The organism is Streptomyces sp. CBMA156, from assembly GCF_014596515.1.
In the GTDB taxonomy this organism is placed as follows: domain Bacteria; phylum Actinomycetota; class Actinomycetes; order Streptomycetales; family Streptomycetaceae; genus Kitasatospora.
The window spans coordinates 23,394-40,730 of the sequence record NZ_MSJQ01000379.1 but is presented as its reverse complement, the minus strand read 5'-3'; the positions used below and the strand labels follow the sequence as shown (position 1 = coordinate 40,730).

At 70.6% G+C, this 17,337-nt stretch carries 17 protein-coding genes; 9 read left to right on the top strand and 8 right to left on the bottom strand.

Annotated elements, in window-relative coordinates:
* Positions 1–2 precede the first annotated feature (2 nt).
* Positions 3–2,102, bottom strand: a complete 2,100-nt coding sequence (tkt, locus tag BU198_RS33175) for a transketolase (protein ID WP_188300548.1) — start codon at positions 2,100–2,102, stop codon at positions 3–5.
* A gap of 464 nt (positions 2,103–2,566) precedes the next feature.
* Here tkt and BU198_RS33170 point away from each other — a divergent pair, with 464 nt between their 5' ends.
* A complete protein-coding gene (locus BU198_RS33170) occupies positions 2,567–3,514 on the top strand; it encodes a heme o synthase (protein ID WP_188300547.1) in 948 nt (315 codons plus the stop codon).
* Positions 3,515–3,565: 51 nt separating this feature from the next.
* On the opposite strand, the gene BU198_RS33165 is transcribed toward BU198_RS33170, so the two are convergent.
* Positions 3,566–4,207, bottom strand: coding sequence for a DUF2461 domain-containing protein (locus BU198_RS33165; protein WP_317620427.1), 642 nt, complete (start codon positions 4,205–4,207; stop codon positions 3,566–3,568).
* Between the two features lie 72 nt (positions 4,208–4,279).
* Between BU198_RS33165 and BU198_RS33160 the strand changes: the two genes are divergently transcribed.
* Positions 4,280–4,612 (top strand): hypothetical protein, encoded by a 333-nt coding sequence (locus BU198_RS33160; protein WP_188300545.1) that lies wholly within the window; start codon positions 4,280–4,282, stop codon positions 4,610–4,612.
* A 148-nt stretch (positions 4,613–4,760) separates the two neighbouring features.
* Here BU198_RS33160 and BU198_RS33155 read toward each other — a convergent pair whose 3' ends face one another.
* From BU198_RS33155 to BU198_RS33145, 3 genes are all read right to left on the bottom strand, one after another.
* Positions 4,761–5,324, bottom strand: a complete 564-nt coding sequence (locus BU198_RS33155; RefSeq protein ID WP_188300544.1) for a hypothetical protein — start codon at positions 5,322–5,324, stop codon at positions 4,761–4,763.
* A gap of 152 nt (positions 5,325–5,476) precedes the next feature.
* Positions 5,477–5,953: an ATP-binding protein gene (locus BU198_RS33150; RefSeq protein WP_188300543.1), complete on the bottom strand. Its 477-nt coding sequence runs from the start codon at positions 5,951–5,953 to the stop codon at positions 5,477–5,479.
* 104 nt (positions 5,954–6,057) lie between these two features.
* A complete protein-coding gene (locus BU198_RS33145; RefSeq protein ID WP_188300542.1) occupies positions 6,058–7,242 on the bottom strand; it encodes a helix-turn-helix domain-containing protein in 1,185 nt (394 codons plus the stop codon).
* An 82-nt stretch (positions 7,243–7,324) separates the two neighbouring features.
* On the opposite strand from BU198_RS33145, the gene BU198_RS33140 reads away from it, so the two are divergent.
* From BU198_RS33140 to BU198_RS33130, 3 genes are all read left to right on the top strand, one after another.
* The gene (locus tag BU198_RS33140) at positions 7,325–7,879 is read left to right on the top strand and encodes a flavoprotein (protein ID WP_188300541.1); all 555 of its coding nucleotides are present in this window, start codon (positions 7,325–7,327) and stop codon (positions 7,877–7,879) included.
* 38 nt (positions 7,880–7,917) lie between these two features.
* Entirely contained in the window at positions 7,918–8,343 is a 426-nt protein-coding gene (locus tag BU198_RS33135) for an NUDIX hydrolase (RefSeq protein ID WP_188300540.1), read from the top strand.
* A gap of 411 nt (positions 8,344–8,754) precedes the next feature.
* A complete protein-coding gene (locus BU198_RS33130) occupies positions 8,755–9,267 on the top strand; it encodes an NUDIX domain-containing protein (protein WP_188300539.1) in 513 nt (170 codons plus the stop codon).
* 216 nt (positions 9,268–9,483) lie between these two features.
* Here BU198_RS33130 and BU198_RS33125 read toward each other — a convergent pair whose 3' ends face one another.
* On the bottom strand, positions 9,484–10,455 hold the full coding sequence (locus tag BU198_RS33125; protein WP_411293264.1) for a COX15/CtaA family protein: 972 nt from the start codon (positions 10,453–10,455) through the stop codon (positions 9,484–9,486).
* 247 nt (positions 10,456–10,702) lie between these two features.
* On the opposite strand from BU198_RS33125, the gene BU198_RS33120 reads away from it, so the two are divergent.
* Positions 10,703–12,031: a choice-of-anchor A family protein gene (locus BU198_RS33120; protein WP_188300538.1), complete on the top strand. Its 1,329-nt coding sequence runs from the start codon at positions 10,703–10,705 to the stop codon at positions 12,029–12,031.
* Positions 12,032–12,393: 362 nt separating this feature from the next.
* Entirely contained in the window at positions 12,394–13,095 is a 702-nt protein-coding gene (locus BU198_RS33115; RefSeq protein ID WP_188300537.1) for an LAETG motif-containing sortase-dependent surface protein, read from the top strand.
* Positions 13,096–13,171: 76 nt separating this feature from the next.
* Here BU198_RS33115 and BU198_RS33110 read toward each other — a convergent pair whose 3' ends face one another.
* Complete coding sequence (locus BU198_RS33110; protein WP_188300564.1) at positions 13,172–13,891, bottom strand: ABC transporter permease; 720 nt, start codon at positions 13,889–13,891, stop codon at positions 13,172–13,174.
* Between the two features lie 77 nt (positions 13,892–13,968).
* The gene (locus tag BU198_RS33105) at positions 13,969–14,895 is read right to left on the bottom strand and encodes an ABC transporter ATP-binding protein (protein ID WP_188300536.1); all 927 of its coding nucleotides are present in this window, start codon (positions 14,893–14,895) and stop codon (positions 13,969–13,971) included.
* Between the two features lie 154 nt (positions 14,896–15,049).
* On the opposite strand from BU198_RS33105, the gene BU198_RS33100 reads away from it, so the two are divergent.
* Positions 15,050–15,901 (top strand): helix-turn-helix transcriptional regulator, encoded by an 852-nt coding sequence (locus tag BU198_RS33100; RefSeq protein WP_411293263.1) that lies wholly within the window; start codon positions 15,050–15,052, stop codon positions 15,899–15,901.
* Positions 15,902–15,910: 9 nt separating this feature from the next.
* A complete protein-coding gene (sufB, locus tag BU198_RS33095) occupies positions 15,911–17,326 on the top strand; it encodes a Fe-S cluster assembly protein SufB (protein ID WP_188300534.1) in 1,416 nt (471 codons plus the stop codon).
* Positions 17,327–17,337: the final 11 nt, after the last annotated feature.

The window sequence follows — 17,337 nt, the reverse complement described above, 5'->3', positions numbered from 1 at the left end:
CGCTAGCGGTTGACGGCTTCGAGGGAGCGCAGGGCGTTGTGGGCCTCGGCCACCACGCGCTCGGCGGTGATGCCGAACTCCTCGAAGAGCACCTTGTAGTCGGCGGAGGCACCGAAGTGCTCCAGCGAGACGATCCGGCCGTGGTCGCCGACCAGTTCGCGCCAGCCCTGGGCGATGCCGGCCTCGACCGACACCCGGGCCTTGACCGACGGCGGCAGCACGCTGTCGCGGTAGGCCTGGTCCTGCTCCTGGAACCACTCGAAGGACGGCAGCGAGACCACGCGGGTGGCGATGCCCTCGGCCTCCAGCACCTCGCGGGCGCGGACGGCCAGCTGGACCTCGGAGCCGGTGCCGAGCAGGATCAGCTGCGGGTCGCCGGTGGAGGCCTCGGCCAGGATGTAGCCGCCCTTCGCGGTGCCCTCGGCGGAGCCGAAGACCTCGCGGTCGAAGGTCGGGACGCCCTGACGGGTCAGGGCCAGGCCGACCGGGCCGGGGTGGCTGGTCTGGCGCTCGATGACGGTGCGCCAGGCGACGGCGGTCTCGTTGGCGTCGGCCGGGCGGACCATGGACAGGCCGGGGATGGCGCGCAGCGACGCCATGTGCTCGACCGGCTGGTGGGTCGGGCCGTCCTCGCCGAGGCCGATCGAGTCGTGCGTCCACACGTAGGTGACCGGCAGCTTCATCAGCGCGGCCAGGCGGACGGCCGGGCGCATGTAGTCGGCGAACACCAGGAAGGTGCCGCCGTACACCCGGGTCCCGCCGTGCAGGGCGATGCCGTTCATGGTCGAGCCCATGGCGTGCTCGCGGATGCCGAAGTGGATCGTGCGGCCGTACGGGCTCGCCGACTTCAGCGGGTTGCCGTCGGGGAGGAAGGAGCTGTCCTCGTCGATGGTGGTGAGGTTCGACTCGGCGAGGTCGGCGGAGCCGCCCCACAGCTCGGGGATCACCGCGCCGAGCGCCTTGAGGGTGTCGCCGGAGGCCTTGCGGGTGGCGACGTCCTTGCCGGCCGGGAAGGCGGGGACGGCCTTCTTCCAGCCCTCGGGCAGCTCGCCGGCCCGGATCCGGTCGAACTCGGCGGCGCGCTGCGGGGCGGCGGCGCGCCAGGCGTCGAAGCCCTGCTGCCACTGGTCGCGGGCGGCCTTGCCGCGCTTGATGACCAGCCGGGCGTGCTCGATGACCTGGTCGCTGACCTCGAAGGTCTTCTCCGGGTCGAAGCCCAGGACCTTCTTGGTGGCGGCGATCTCGGCGGCGCCGAGCGCGGAGCCGTGCGCCTTGGCGGTGTTCTGGGCGTCCGGGGCCGGCCAGGCGATGATCGTGCGCATCGAGATGATCGACGGGCGGGCGGTCTCGGCCTTGGCCGCGGCCAGCGCCTCGGCCAGGGCGGCCACGTCGATGTCGCCGTTGGACTTCGGAGTCACCCGCTGGACGTGCCAGCCGTACGCCTCGTAGCGCTTGAGGACGTCCTCGGAGAAGGCGGTCTCGGTGTCGCCCTCGATCGAGATGTGGTTGTCGTCGTAGAGGGCGACCAGGTTGCCCAGCTTCTGGTGGCCGGCCAGCGACGAGGCCTCGGCGGAGATGCCCTCCTCCAGGTCGCCGTCGGAGACGATGGCCCAGATGGTGTGGTCGAAGGGAGACTCGCCGGCCGGGGCCTCCGGGTCGAACAGGCCGCGCTCGTAGCGGGCGGCCATCGCCATGCCGACCGCGTTGGCGATGCCCTGGCCGAGCGGCCCGGTGGTGGTCTCCACGCCGGCGGTGTGGCCGTGCTCGGGGTGGCCGGGGGTGCGGCTGCCGCCGACCCGGAAGGCCTTGAGGTCGTCCAGCTCCAGGCCGTAGCCGGAGAAGTAGAGCTGGGTGTAGAGCGTCAGGCTGGTGTGCCCGGGGGAGAGGACGAAGCGGTCGCGTCCGGCCCAGGACGGGTCCGTCGGGTCGTGGCGCAGGAACCGCTGGAAGATCAGGTACGCCGCCGGGGCCAGCGACATGGCCGTCCCGGGGTGTCCGTTGCCGACCTTCTGGACGGCGTCCATGGCCAGGACCCGCGCAGTGTCAACCGTGCGCTCATCCAGATCGGTCCACTCGAATGCGTTCGTCGGCGCAGTGCTCACCCTGTCTCAGGGCTCCTTCCGTTGTGAAGAGTGACCCCGTGAATGGGGACCGGGTCGGCCACGGCGCTGTGGTCCCGACGCTGGGTGGTGCCGGTCACGGAGGGTAGATCCCGCTTCTGCGTGCGAGCCTACCGTCCGGGCCGCGGCTCACCCTCCGTGCTGAGACAACCGGCATTTCCGCAGGGTGATTCCCACTAGGGCTGTCTGACCGCTTTTGTCCAGACTCTCCCGATTTGCGGCATCGCGCCGCTCCGGTGGCCAGGACGGGCTAGCCAGGCCCGGCCGGAGCCGTTCGGGGGCCTCGTCCGACCCGGTTCACCCGGGGGTGTGCGTTCCGCCTCGCCGGGGGACCCCGGAGCCGGATGGGATATATGGAACGTCTATGGTGTCGTGGTACGCGCAGAGCGGACGATTCGGGACCCTTCGTTCCTGTGGACGCCTGCGAGGATTCATCTTCAGTTGGGGTGTTAGTGACCGCCGTCGAAACCCGTCCCGCCGGGGTCACCGGGGCGACTCCTGCGCACCGGCCGCTCGGGGCCCGTGTCGGCGCGTTCGTCGCACTGACCAAGCCGCGGATCATCGAGCTGCTGCTGATGAGCACCGTGCCGGTGATGTTCCTGGCCCAGCAGGGCGTGCCGAACATGCTGCTGGTGCTGAAGGTCGTCGTCGGCGGCTACCTCTCGGCGGGCGGCGCCAACGCCCTCAACATGTACATCGACCGTGACATCGACGCGGTCATGTCGCGCACCGAGCGCCGGCCGATCGTCACCGGGATGGTGTCGCCGCGCGAGGCGCTGGTGTTCGGCATCGTGCTCGCGGTCGTCTCGACCGTGCTGCTGGGCTTCGGGGTCAACTGGCTGTCCGCCTGGCTGGCGCTGGGCGCGCTGCTGTTCTACGTGTTCGTCTACACGCTGGGGCTCAAGCGGCGCACCTCGCAGAACATCGTCTGGGGCGGCATCGCCGGCTGCATGCCGGTGCTGGTCGGCTGGTCCTCGGTGACCAACACGGTGTCCTGGGCCGCGGTGCTGCTGTTCCTGGTGGTGTTCTTCTGGACGCCGCCGCACACCTGGGTGCTGTCGATGAAGGTCCGCGACGACTACGAGCGGGCCGGCGTGCCGATGCTGCCGGTGGTCAAGGGCAACGTGGCGGTCGGCAAGCAGGTCGTCGCCTACTCCTGGGTGATGGTGGCGGTCTCGCTGGCGCTCTGGCCGGTGGGGCACATGAGCTGGCTGTACCCCGTCGCCGCGGTGCTGCTCGGCGGGTTCTGGCTGCGCGAGGCGCACGCGCTGTACGGGCGGGCCAAGGCCGGGATCGTGGGCGCGAAGCTCAAGGAGATGCGACTGTTCCACTGGTCGATCACCTACCTGTCGCTGCTGATGGTGGTCTGCGCGGTCGACCCGTTCGTGAAGTAGGACTTCCTGTCGGAAGAGCCCCGGTCCAGCGGACCGGGGCTCTTCGCGTTCTCAGCGGGAGGGGAGCTCGGAGGGGCCGACGTGGCCGTCCAGCCAGTCCCTGAGCGGCTGGGAGGCGTGCAGGAAGCCGGTGATCCGGGTGTAGGCGGCGCGGGTGTCCAGCCACGCCGCCGGCTCCCACTCCTGCCAGGCCACCAGGCCCTTGTGGCGCAGCAGGGCGATCCTGGGGTGGTCCCTGGGGTAGCCGCGCGGGGCCGATTTGAGGGAGTCCCGGCCGTGCACCCGCGGGCCGGCCCGCTCTACCCGGGCGATCACCCGCTCCAGCTCGGCGCCGCCGACGTCCTCGGCGACGGCGGCGCGGTAGCGGTCCAGCTGGTCGGGGGCCAGCTGGTACATGCCGTTGCCGCAGGCCAGGCCGTCGGCGGAGAGCTGGACGTAGCCGCCGCTCTCCAGGTGCGCGCCGATGTGGGTCTTGTACGGGGACTTGTCGGCGCTGAACCGGATGTCGCGGTTCGGGCGGAACACCTTCCCCGGCCCGAACTCCGGCTCCAGGTCGGAGAGCAGCCGCTCCATCGGCGCCCGTACGGCGTCGTCGTACTGCTCCTTGTGGGCCTGCCAGAAGGTCTTCGAGTTGTCGGCTTCCAGGTGCTCGTAGAAGTCGAGCGCCTCGGCCGGCCAGCCGTTGAAGGTCACCTTCCCAGTATGTGGCCCGGTGCACAGGGCGCTCCCGTCGCCAGGGCGCCTACCGGTGGGTAGCATGCGGGCATGAGCAGCGCAGAGACCGTCACCGCCGCCGCGCCGGACGCCCGTGCCGAGCGCCGTGCCAAGCGCATCGCCAAGCACCTGACCAGCTTCGCCCGCGAGCACGGGGGCAGCGCCGACGCGGTCGTCGAGTACGTCGGCACCGTGGCCACCCGGATCGTCGTGGTCGGGGCGGACGGTGCCTGGGGCGACCAGGTGGCCCCCAGCTACGCCGTCGGCCGCAGGGCCGCTGAACTGGCCGGGCTGACCCTGCACGACGACTTCGAGGGCGAGCTGGGCCTCAGGGTGAAGACCGGCGAGTACGAGTGGAAGCGGATGGCCGGGATTCAGATCTGACCGCACCCCGGTACGACGAACGGGCCGGTTCCCCCACGTGGGGGAACCGGCCCGTCGGCGTGTGCGGGCAGGGCGCTCGCGTGACCTGGCCGCCGGGTCCGCCGACCCGGCGGGCCCGGCGGCGATCCGCCCTGTGCTGGTCCGTGGATCAGGCGGGCCGGGTGGCTCCGGCCGCGCGGTCGCGGCAGCGGACGAGGGCGTACTTGATGCGAGTGTCGGGGGCGGGGGTGGCGGCCAGGAGTTCACCGGCCGAGACGAGGGAGGCCCAGTAGCGGGTGGGATCGCCGGTGCGGGGGAGGGGCCGGGTGGCGGCGAGGGAGAGGTAGGCGGTGGTGAGGTTGCCGGTGGTGAACCAGCGCTGGAGGCCGTGCCGGTGGCCGGGGCGGAGGCTGCCGTGGGCGTCGACGGCGGTCAGGAGGTGTTCGACGACGGCGAGTTCGGTGTCGGTGAGGGATTTGGGGATGTCGAAGACGCCGAGGGCTTCGAGGACTTCGCCGGTGTCGGTCTCGGAGTCGGGGCGGGGGTCGGCGAGGAGGGCGTCGTGGCAGTCGTTGAGGCGGCGGGTGGTCTCGGCCAGGGGGATGGTGAGGGCGAGGCAGACGGCGCGGGCCGAGGGAAGGGGGCGGCCGGTGCGCCGGGCGATCAGGGCGTACGTCTCGGCGGGGGTGTGGCTGCGGGAGAGGGCGTGCTGAGCCAGGGTGGCGAGGTTCATGGGTGGTCGGGCTTTCAGGCGAGGGTGGGGATGGCGAGGGCCGGACGATCGGGGGGCGAGCCGGAGGTGACGGCCAGGGTGGCGACGGGCACGGCTGAGTGTTGGTGCTTCCGTCCGCGCCGCCCGGCCCGGGGGCGCGGACGGGAGGAGCTTCAGGGGGAGCGGTTGATCGGCGCGGGGGTCGTGAGGTCGGCGTGGACGACCTTCCCGAAGGGGAGGAGCGTGACGCCCCAGCGGCCACGGGTGAGCCGGTGGACCATCGCCAGGCCCCGGCCGGACGTGGCGTCGGGTCCGGCCTGGATCATCACGGGCATCGACCGGCAACCGTCACCGACGAGAATGCGGACGATGCGGTCGGTCGGACGGCGGACGCCGACGAGCATGCGGGTCCGGCAGCCGGTCTTGGAGGAGTTGGTGGCCAACTCGCTGACGATCACAGCGGCGTCGTCCACCAGGTCGTCGAGACCCCACTCCCGCAGTTTTGCGGTGACGAACTGGCGGGCGGCGGCCACCGATTCCGGCAGGTAGGGAAGCCGGACGATCTCCGGTGCGGCCCGAAGGTGGGCGCTCGCATCGGGGGCTTGCCGGAGTACGGCGTCGCCTCTCACGGCGTTCGAGAGGAGGGTCATCAGTGCTTCTCCTGGGCGTGACGGACTCGTTATGGAGAGCATCGCCATGGGAGAAGGGGTGGAGTATCACTCACTGGTGATAGTGCGGCTCCATGGAGTGATGATTAGATTCCCGCCCAGTGCGCCATGTTCGTGAGGGTGTCCGGCATCGAGCGGCGAGCCGAGACGAGCCCGGCGACTGTCTCGCGCACCATCGGGTGGTAGCGCATCTGTTGTGGCGCCAACTCCCTCGCGCGCTGCAGCGACTTCAGTGATGCCTCCGAGCGCCCGATCCACAACTGCGCCCGCGCTACCTCTGCGATGTGTGCCGAGGCGCGCGAGGCGGGCCACTCTGCGGGGATCCGGACCTGGTCGGCGGCTCGGACGGCTTCCGCATACCGGTACTGCTCTGCCAGGGTCGCTACCTGGTGCACGGCGACGTTTGTCGGGCCGAACGACAGCCAGTGCACCTGCATGGCCTCGCCGGTGACATCTGCGATCCGTGCCGCGGCCGCGATGTGCTCGGCTGCCGCGTCGCCCTCCCCGGATCGTGCGGCCAACATGGCTGCACCGAGATGCAGTTGCCCCACCGCCACGTCCCGGATCCGGCTGTTGTCGGCTTGTTCGAGGGCGCCCATGCCGACCCCGACGAGTCGCTTCCCGATGTCGTACTGGCCTGCTCGAAGGTAGACCAGCGATCGCAGATACTGGCGAACTCCGGCGACCACCGGGTCGGATGCGCGCTCGGCCGCCCATGCCATGCGGTCCAGAGCCACGACGCAGAGATCGCTGTAGCCCAACTTCGCGGTGATGTCATAGGCCGTGCGGCATGTGCTCGCCAGCACCTGCCACGCCTTCTCGGAGGGCGCCATGTGTGCGGCCGTTGTGGCTTCGATCATCAGAGCCGGAAGGACCCGGGCGGCGTCCTTGATGCGGGTCTCGCGAATCCGGGCGCACAACTGCTCCGATTCGGAGTGCAGTTCGTCCGTCGAGCGGGGGACGATCTCGGGATCGACGCCGAGGTCGTACAGATCGAGTGCTTCGCGGATCGGCTGGATCAGCACGTCGAGTTCGTCCTGCTGTAACTCGGTCATGTACGGCTGGCCCGTGAGGTCGACGGTCTGGACGAACAGAGCCCGGGCGACAGCGGCGATCACGCTGGGTGTGGCGGGCTTGGCCCCCTGTTCGACCTTGGTCAGCATGCTGTAGGAGATGTGGGCGCGACCGGCGAGTTCCCGCTGGGTCAGATGGCGGAGCTTGCGGTACTGGGCGATGCGCTCGCCCGTGTGTTCGGAGAAGTGCCTGGGCATACTGGTACTCCGTTCGTAGCAGCCAACGGGACGATACTCGCCGAAGGTGGCGGGATGCGTTCCTTGGAACAGGAGTTCAGGTTTGACCGGGCATCATGATCCGTTCCTCTACGTCATCGTCTGTGCCTCGGGAATCGCTGACGGCGTGAGCGAACTGATCACTGCCGCCCACGCGGAGGGATGGAAGGTCGGGGTGATCGCCACTCCCAACGCACTCGGTTTCCTGGATCAAGAAGCCATCGAGGCTCATACCGGCTATCCAATCCGCTCGGCCTGGCGTGCGCCCGGTAGTTCCCGGCCGCTGCCGGAGGCCGATGCCGTCGCGGTCGTCTCCGCCACCTTCAACACCATCAACAAGTGGGCCCTCGGAATCGCTGACACGCTGGCGTTGGGCATCCTCTGCGAGGCGTACGGGCTGGGCATTCCCGTCGTCGTCCAGCCCTATGTCAACTCCGCCCTGGCGGCCCACCCGGCCTATTCGGAGAGCCTGGCCCGACTGCGCTCGATGGGCGTCCTGTTCGGTGACTCCGTTCCCCACCGGCCCAAGTCCGGCGGAGCACGCGACGAGTACAACTGGACCCATGTCCTGGACGTGCTTCGTCCCACCCTCGGCAGCCGTTCAAGGCCGGCCACATGACCGGCGATACCGGGAGGCGAGATCCACGGGAGGTGGGGATGCCGCTGCCGCTCCACTCGGTGTCCGTCGCGGGGGTGGTGGTACGCGAGGACGGCCGGGTGCTGGCGATTCGCCGGGCTGACAACGGGACCTGGGAGCCTCCGGGTGGAGTGCTGGAGCTGGACGAAACCGTCGAGGACGGCGTGCGCCGCGAGGTCTACGAGGAGACCGGCATCAACGTCGGCGTGGAGCGGCTGACCGGTGTCTACAAGAACGTGAGCCGAGGGGTCGTCGCCCTCGTCCTCCGCTGCCGACCGGAGGGTGGGGCGGAGCGGCTCTCGGACGAGTCGGTCGAAGTCGCCTGGCTCACCCCGGACGAGGTCTCCGGGCGCATGGGCGAGGTCTATGCCGTACGGGTCCTGGACGCGCTACAGGATGGCACGGCACCGGGCATCCGGACGCACGACGGGCGACAGTTGTTGTGACAAAACGGCGAAGGCCCCCATCGTGATCTTGGGTTCAAGGGGGCGTCGGCGTGTGCGGGCAGGGGGTTTGCGCGACTTGGCCGCTGGGCCCGCCGACCCGGCGGGCCCAGCGGCGATCCGTGCTGTGCCGATCCGTGGATCAGGCGGGCCTGCTTGGCGGACGGGAAGGGTTCTGGGGGAGGGCTTGATCGGTGCGGGCGTCGTCAGGTCGGCATGGACGATCTTCCTGAACGGGAGGAGCGTGACGCCCCAGTGGCCGTGGGTGAGCCGAGCTGGATGCCCTCCGTGAATTCCTCGGAAGGCACCGCGACTACGGCCTGTCGGTGAGTACCTGGCACGATTCGATGAGACGTGCAGAGCGCGGCAGCTCTTGCCAGCCGGCATCGTCCCGTTGCCTCGGGGAGGTTCAACGTGAGGCCCGTTTCCACCGATACCGAAGCCTGGAACGCCCACCTTGCCGAGGGCAATGCCAGGCAGGCCCGTAAGCGTGTCTCAGCGGACGTGATCCTGCGCGACCGGGCCGGTCGCATCCTGACCGTCAACCCTACCTACAAGGAGGGCTGGGACCTCCCCGGCGGGATGGCTGAGGCCAACGAGCCACCGGACGAGGCCGCAGTGCAGGAACTGCGCGAGGAACTGGGCCTGGAGATCAGGATCCATCGCCTGCTGGTGGTGGACTGGGTTGCGCCGCACGGTCCCTGGGACGACCAGATCGCGTTCATCTTCGACGCGGGCACCCTCTCACCCGCTCGGGCCGCGAGGGTTCGCCCACACGACGACGAACTGTCCGAGGCAGTCTTCCTCCCCGTATCGGAGGCCGCCAACCGACTGCGGCTTCGCCAGCGGAACCGGCTGGACGCAGCTGTCAGGGCAATCGCAGACGGCCGAGCACGGTATCTGCGTGACGGATCGGAGGCCTGGTGACGCCAGGGGCAGTGAAGGGGGCAGAGCGGCTATCGGACGAGTCGCTGGAGGTCGGCCGGCTCACGTCGGCCAAGGTGTCCGAGATTCAAGCGATCCGTGTCCTGGATGCGCTTCGGGACGACGCGGCGCCGGGCATCCGGAAACACGACGGCGGCCGACGCCTGCTGTGACATGCCGGAGGCCCCCATCCCGGGGGATGGGGGCCTCCGGCGACGCTCAGACGGTGGCAGCCTGCGGGGTCTGCGCCGGCAACTGCTCGGGGGTCTCTTCGGCCTCGCGGGTGCGCAGGGCGAGCGGGATGCGCAGGACGGCGATCCAGGTGAGTGCGGCGAGCAGCATGTGCAGGCCGACCATGAGCTCGGGGGCGTCGGTGAAGTACTGGATGAAGCCGAGCACGCCCTGCAGCAGCAGGACGGCGAGCAGTTCCCTGGCCCTGGCCCGGGCGGCCGGCGGGGCCTTCACCGCGGCGAAGACGAAGATCACCGCGATGGCCAGGCCGACCGCGACGAAGGCGAGGTCGGCGTGGAACTGGGCCAGGCGGTCGTAGTCGATCGGGATCCGCGGGACGATCTTGTTGTCCTTGGGCGTGCCGGGGTGGTGGCCGGCGCCGGTCACCAGGGTGCCGGCCGCGACGAGCAGGCCGATCACGGTGACCAGGACGTACGAGAGCCGCTGGATCGGCGGGGCGACCGCGAGCGTGGCCGGGCCGTCGCCCTCCTTGGACCGCTCCCACGTCAGCAGCGCTACCCAGACCAGGGCCATCGCGGCGATCATGTGCAGCGCCACGGTGTACGGGTTGAGGCCGGTCAGCACGGTGATGCCGCCGAGTACGGCGTTGCTCATCACCAGCCAGAACTGCGCCCAGCCGAGCTTCGTCAGGCTGTGCCGCCAGGGCCGGTGGCAGCGGGCGGCCAGGATCGCCCAGCCGACGGCGGCGCTCAGCACGTAGGTGAGCATCCGGTTGGTGAACTCGACGACGCCGTGGAAGCCCATCTCGGCGGTGGGCGTCAGGCTGTCGTCGGTGCAGCGGGGCCACGTCGTACAGCCGAGGCCGGAGGCGGTGAGCCGGACGGCGCCGCCGGTGACGACGATCACCACGCTCATCACCAGCGCGGCGAGCGCGGCGCGTCGGACCATCGCGGCGGAGGGCTGCCAGCGCTCGGCGAGCCAGGAGAAGGGGTTAGGCACGGGGTCAATCGTAGGCGGCCTTACAGGCGATCTTGGGGCGGGGCGCGGGGGCACGGCGGGGCGGTGCGGAACCGGTGGCGGGCGACACGCGGGGGAGTGACACGCGGACAAAACGGGGTGCTTCGGTCAAGGAGTGAATTGGTCTTGACCAATCACCCATTTGGCCGAAAGAGTGCGACTTGGTCCATACCTTTTTCGGACCGCTCTCCCCACCCCCCCTCCCGCACGTCAAGCGGAGATCCTGCACATGCGCATACCCATTTCCGCCGCCGCGCTCGCCGTCGGTGGCTCACTCGCACTGGCCGGTCTGATCGCCCCGGCCGCCCACGCCGCCGACCCCGCCCAGGAATGCCGTGGCCTCGGGGTCGCCAACCTCTACGGTGAGTTCATCGAGGGCGACGACACCCACACCCCCGACGCCGAGGGCGCGGTCGCGGTCGGCGGCAACGCCGACTTCACCGGCGGCTTCTCGGTCGGCCAGGAGCTCACCGCAGCCCAGGTCGACGCTCTGCCCGGCAAGAACGCCCTGGTCGTGGCCGGAAAGATCACCGGTCACAACACCCAGGTGATGAAGGGCAACGGCGTCTTCGGCGCCAAGGCCGACGGCGCGGTGGCCCAGGCCCACCAGGGCACCGTCGCCCAGGGCCCCTCGCCGATCGACTTCAAGGCCGAGTTCGCCAAGCTGCGCGCCGCGTCCACCTCGCTGGCCGCCGTGGCGCAGACCTCCGGCGCCACCGTCCAGGCGGAGGGCGCCAAGCTGACGCTCACTGGCGGGGACGCGAAGTACAACAGCTTCACCGTCGACGCGGCGAAGCTCCAGGGCGCCAAGGACGTCTTCCTCAAGGTGCCGGCCGGCTCGGTGACCGTGGTCAACGTGACCGGCGGCTCGTACGACATGGCGGCGGCCGGGACCACCGGCTTCCACCTGTGGGACGAGGGCAAGAAGGCCTTCGTGCTGGACGACAAGCTCCAGAGTGCCCAGGGCGGGGCGATCCGGTCCAAGCTGCTCTGGAACTTCCCGACCGCCACCAAGGTGGTCAAGAACAGCCAGGCCGCCTGGGCCGGTACCGTGCTCGCGCCGAACGCCGCCTTCGACCTCGGCAGCGGCGGCCCGGTCAACGGCTCGGTGATCGCGGCCTCGCTGACCGGCAAGGGTGGTGCGGAGACGCACCACTACCCGTTCACCGGCTGCCTGCCCGGCACCGTCCCGACGCCGTCCGTGCCGCCGACGGTGCCGGCGACCGTGCCGCCGACCGTGCCGAGCGGTTCGCCGTCGGCCACGCCGAGCGGCTCGACCGCCCCGAGCGGTTCGGCGAGCCCCTCGGGCAGCCCGTCCGCTGCCCCGACGGGCAGTGCCAAGCCCAGCGCGAGCGGTTCGGCGAGTCCGTCGGCCGGCGCCTCGACGAGCGCTCCGGCGGCCGCGGGCAGCCCGTCCGCCTCGCCGGACGCGGGTGGCAACCTGGCGCACACCGGCTCCGGCCCGGTGCTGCCGCTGGCGATCGGCGGCGCGGTCGTGCTCGCGGCCGGCGGCGGGATCGTGGTGGCCGCGCGACGCAAGGCGGCCAAGCGGGCCTGAAGGCCCTGAACCGGCGGTGACGGCACGGAAGGGCCGGGCCGCCGGAAAGGTCGGAATGGCCCGGATGTTCGTCGGTTGACCGAAGCGGCGCTCTTGGTGATTGAACCTGATCACCGGGGGCGCCGTTCGTCTTGAAGGTGACGAAGTTCAGTCAGGTTTGCCGAATTCGCGTTCTGCGAGGTGGCGGCTGTGATGGGCTGGTCATGCACATAGGAAGACGGACGGAAAGTCGATATCCGGTCGTACGGCGGGGTGTGGCGGGGTGCGGGAGTGCCGGTAGAGTCCCCCGGACAGTCGTAGCGGGCCACCGCGAACCACTCAACACGCCTGCTGCACAAGACCGTTCGGAGGGGAACAAGGTAATGGCACGACAGCAGCGGCACTTCGCGATCGGCGCGACGGCACTTGCCGGAACGGCTGCGGCCGGTTTTCTACTGCCTCTGGCACTGGTCACCAACGCTTCGGCACACGTGCCGAGTTGGTCGGTGACCTGTGACAAGATCGTGATCGATCTGATCAACTACAGCCCCAAGGCCGACGTGAAGAACACCGTCAGCCTCGTCATCGACGGCGAGAAGGTCCTGGACGCCAAGGCCTTCCCCGCGGAGTTCCACGGCTCCTTCCCGGTGAAGGACCACAACGCCCCGATCAAGGCGAACCTGGTGGTCACCACCACGGAGAACCCGAACGAGAAGGGCTGGAACATCAACGAGACCAAGACCATCGAGCCGTGCCACACACCGACTCCGACCCCCACCCCCACGCCGACCCCGACCCCGACGCCCACCCCCACCCCCACGCCGACGCCGACCTTGACGCCGACGAAGACCCCGACGCCCACGCCGACGCCCACCGTGACGCCGACCGTCACCCCGTCGGCCACCCCGACCCCGAGCAAGACCCCCACCCCCACCCCGACGCCTTCCGGCAGCGCGCCTGCGCTCGCCCAGACCGGTAGCAGCGACGCCACCCCGATGATCGCGGCGGCCGGCGGCGGCGTGCTGCTGGTCGGCGGCGCGCTCGTCCTGCTGGCCCGCAAGCGCCGCGGCGGCAGCGAGAGCTGACGCCACGTCAGCCGTACGCACGGCGACGCCCCCCGGCCGCATCCGGCCGGGGGGCGTCGCGCGTCGCGGCGGCGGGCTACTCCCAGCGGAAGAAGCGGGCGGCCGCGGCCAGGCCGAGCACCGACCAGCCGGCCAGGATGCCGAGGTCCGACCAGGGCACCCCGGCGCCGGCCTGGAGCACCGAGCGCAGACCGTCCGAGAGCGCCGAGATCGGCAGCAGCTCCAGCACCGACCGCACCGCGGAGGGGAACTTGCCCAGCGGCACGACCACCCCGCCGGCCAGCAGGAGCAGGACGAACACCAGGTTGGCGGCGGCCAGGGTGGCCTCGGCCTTCAGGGTGCCGGCCATCAGCAGGCCGAGCCCGGAGAAGGCGGCGGTGCCGAGCACCAGCAGCGCGACCACCGTCACGAGGCTGCCCTGGGGGGACCAGCCGAGCGCCAGCGCGATCACCGTCAGCAGCGCGACCTGCAGCGCCTCCGTCACCAGGACGCAGCCGGTCTTCGCGGTCAGCAGCGCCCAGCGCGGCAACGGACTGGCGCCGAGCCGCTTCAGCACGCCGTAGCGGCGCTCGAAGCCGGTGGCGATGGCCTGGCCGGTGAAGGCGGTGGACATCACGGCCAGCGCGAGCAGGCCGGGGGCCAGGAAATCCACCCGCTTGCCGGGTCCCTCGACCGCGACGACGTCCACGGCGGAGAACAGCACCAGCAGCACGGTCGGGATGACCACGGTGAGCAGCAGTTGCTCGCCGTTGCGCAGCAGCATCCGGGTCTCGAACGCGGTCTGGGCGAGCAGCATCCGGCCGATCGGCGCCGCGCCGGGCCTGGGGGAGTGGTCGGTGGCCACGGTGCCCACCGTCACCTCGCTTCGTTCGCTCACGGGCGCAGCTCCCGTCCGGTCAGGTCGAGGAAGACGTCTTCGAGGCTGCGGCGCTGGACGGACAGCCGTTCGGGCAGGATGCCGGAGGCCGCGCACCAGGCGGTGACGGTGGCCACCAGCCGGGGGTCGACGGGCGCCTCGATCCGGTAGCCGCCGGGGGCGGTCTCGGTGGCGGTGGCGCCCTCGGGCAGCTCCTTGAGCAGCGGGCCGAGGTCGAGCCCGGGCGGGCCGTCGAAGCGCAGCGCGCTCTCGGCGCCGCCGCGGCACAGCTCCTCGGTGGTGCCGTCGGCGATCACCTTGCCGCGGTCGACGATGGCGACCCGGTCGGCGAGCTGCTCGGCCTCGTCCATGTGGTGGGTGGTGACGACCACGGTGACGCCGTCCCGGCGCAGGTCGCGCACCAGCTCCCAGGTGGCCCGGCGGGCCTGCGGGTCGAGGCCGGCGGTGGGCTCGTCCAGGAAGACCAGCTCGGGGCGGCCGACCACGGCCATCGCCAGGGCGAGCCGCTGCTGCTGTCCTCCGGACAGCCGCCGGTAGGTGGTGCGGCCGCAGGAGCCCAGGCCGAGGCGTTCGACCAGGGCGTCCACGTCCAGCGGGTGGGCGTGCAGCTTGGCGGTGTGCCGGAGCATTTCGACGGCGCGCGCGCCCGCGTACACGCCCCCGGACTGCAGCATGACGCCGATCCGGGGGCGCAGCGCCGCGTTCTGGGCGACCGGGTCGAGGCCGAGGACGCGGACGGTGCCGGCGTCCGGACGGCGGTAGCCCTCGCAGGTCTCGATGGTGGTGGTCTTGCCGGCGCCGTTGGGGCCGAGGACGGCGGTGATCGCACCGGCCGGGATGGTGAGGTCGAGGCCGTCCACGGCCGACTTGTCGCCGTAGCGTTTGACCAGCCCGGCGATCTGGACCGCGGGTTCGGAGTGCATACCGGCGAGTCTAAGAGGGCCCGACAGGTGGGCCGTACGGCGGCTCGGTGATCGTTTCCGCAGGCCAGGTAAGGCTTACCTGCGTGACAGATCCCACCGGTGAGGCCTGCGTCACGGCTTGTCCCGGCGGAAGTAATTACGCAACACTGGTGTTGTGAAAAACATGAGCGAGCACGCCCAGCAGCAGGAGGCCGAGTCGGCCTCCTCCTGCGACGTGCCCGTGACGGCGGCCGAGGTGCTGCTGGACGGCCACCGGGCCACCAGGGACCGGGTCGCCCGGTCGATCCTGGACCACGGTCCCTCCTCCGCCGCCGACCTGGCGAGCCGGCTCGGCCTCACCGCCGCCGCCGTCCGCCGCCACCTGGACGGGCTCGCCGCAGCGGGCCTGGTCGAGTCCCGCGAACGGCGGGTCTACGGCAGCCGCGGCCGGGGCCGTCCGGCCAAGGCCTTCGCCCTCACCGACGGCGGCCGGGACGCCTTCTACCAGGCGTACGACCAGCTCGCCGCCGACGCGCTGCGCTGGATCGCGGACTCGGTGGGCGGCGGCAAGGCGGGCGAGGAGGCGGTCGCCGCCTTCGCGCGCGCCCGGTTCGGCAAGCAGGCCGAGAAGTACCTGGAGGCCCTGCGCCTGGCCGCCGCCGGGGAACGCACCGAGGCCCTCGCCCAGGCGCTGAGCGCCGACGGGTACGCTGCCACGGTGCGGCGTGTCCCGTCGGCCGCGGCCAAGGCCCCGGCGGGCGCCCAGCTCTGCCAGCACCACTGCCCGGTCGCGCACATCGCCGAGCAGTTCCCGCAGCTCTGCGAGGCGGAGACCGAGGTCTTCTCGCAACTCCTGGGCACCCATGTGCAACGGCTGGCCACGATCGCCCACGGCGACGGGGTCTGCACCACCTATGTGCCGGCACCCGGTGCCGCATCGTCGTCCGCCCGGCGCCCTTCGGGCCGCGGCTCCGATGCGGTGCCGACTGCCGGTACGTCCACCGAAGATTCTGCGTCCGCGCGTTAGGAAGCTCGCATGACTGACACCGTTTCGCACCCGGAGCTCGAGGGCCTGGGCACTTACGAGTACGGCTGGGCCGACCCGGACACCGCCGGTGCCGTGGCCAAGCGCGGGCTCAGCGAGGAGGTCGTCCGCGACATCTCCGCGAAGAAGAACGAGTCCGAGTGGATGCTCAACCTGCGTCTCAAGGGCCTCAAGCTGTTCGGCAAGAAGCCCATGCCGACCTGGGGCTCCGACCTGACCGGCATCGACTTCGACAACATCAAGTACTTCGTCCGCTCCACCGAGAAGCAGGCCGAGTCCTGGGAGGACCTGCCGGCGGACATCAAGGCCACCTACGACAGGCTGGGCATCCCGGAGGCGGAGAAGCAGCGCCTGGTCGCCGGTGTCGCCGCCCAGTACGAGTCCGAGGTCGTCTACCACCAGATCCGCGAGGACCTGGAGGAGCAGGGCGTCATCTTCCTGGACACCGACACCGCGCTTCGTGAGCACCCGGAGATCTTCAAGGAGTACTTCGGTACCGTGATCCCGGCCGGCGACAACAAGTTCGCCGCGCTGAACACCGCGGTGTGGTCGGGCGGCTCGTTCATCTACGTGCCGAAGGGCGTGCACGTGGACATCCCGCTCCAGGCCTACTTCCGGATCAACACCGAGAACATGGGCCAGTTCGAGCGGACGCTGATCATCGTCGACGAGGACGCCTACGTCCACTACGTCGAGGGCTGCACCGCCCCGATCTACTCCTCCGACTCGCTGCACTCCGCGGTCGTGGAGATCATCGTCAAGAAGGGCGGCCGCTGCCGCTACACGACCATCCAGAACTGGTCGAACAACGTCTACAACCTGGTCACCAAGCGCGCCGTGGCGTACGAGGGCGCGACCATGGAGTGGGTCGACGGCAACATCGGCTCCAAGGTCACCATGAAGTACCCGGCCGTCTACCTGATGGGCGAGCACGCCAAGGGCGAGACCCTGTCGATCGCCTTCGCGGGCGAGGGCCAGCACCAGGACGCCGGCGCCAAGATGGTGCACATGGCGCCGAACACCTCGTCCAACATCGTCTCCAAGTCGGTGGCGCGAGGCGGCGGCCGGACCTCCTACCGCGGTCTGATCGAGATCGGCGAGGGCTCCAAGGGCGCCAAGTCCAACGTGCTGTGCGACGCGCTGCTGGTCGACACCATCTCCCGCTCGGACACCTACCCGTACGTGGACGTCCGCGAGGACGACGTGTCCATGGGCCACGAGGCGACCGTCTCCAAGGTCAGCGAGGACCAGCTGTTCTACCTGATGAGCCGCGGCCTGACCGAGTTCGAGGCCATGGCGATGATCGTCCGCGGCTTCGTCGAGCCGATCGCGCGCGAGCTGCCGATGGAGTACGCGCTGGAGCTCAACCGGCTGATCGAGCTCCAGATGGAGGGCGCGGTCGGCTGACGTCCGGCCTT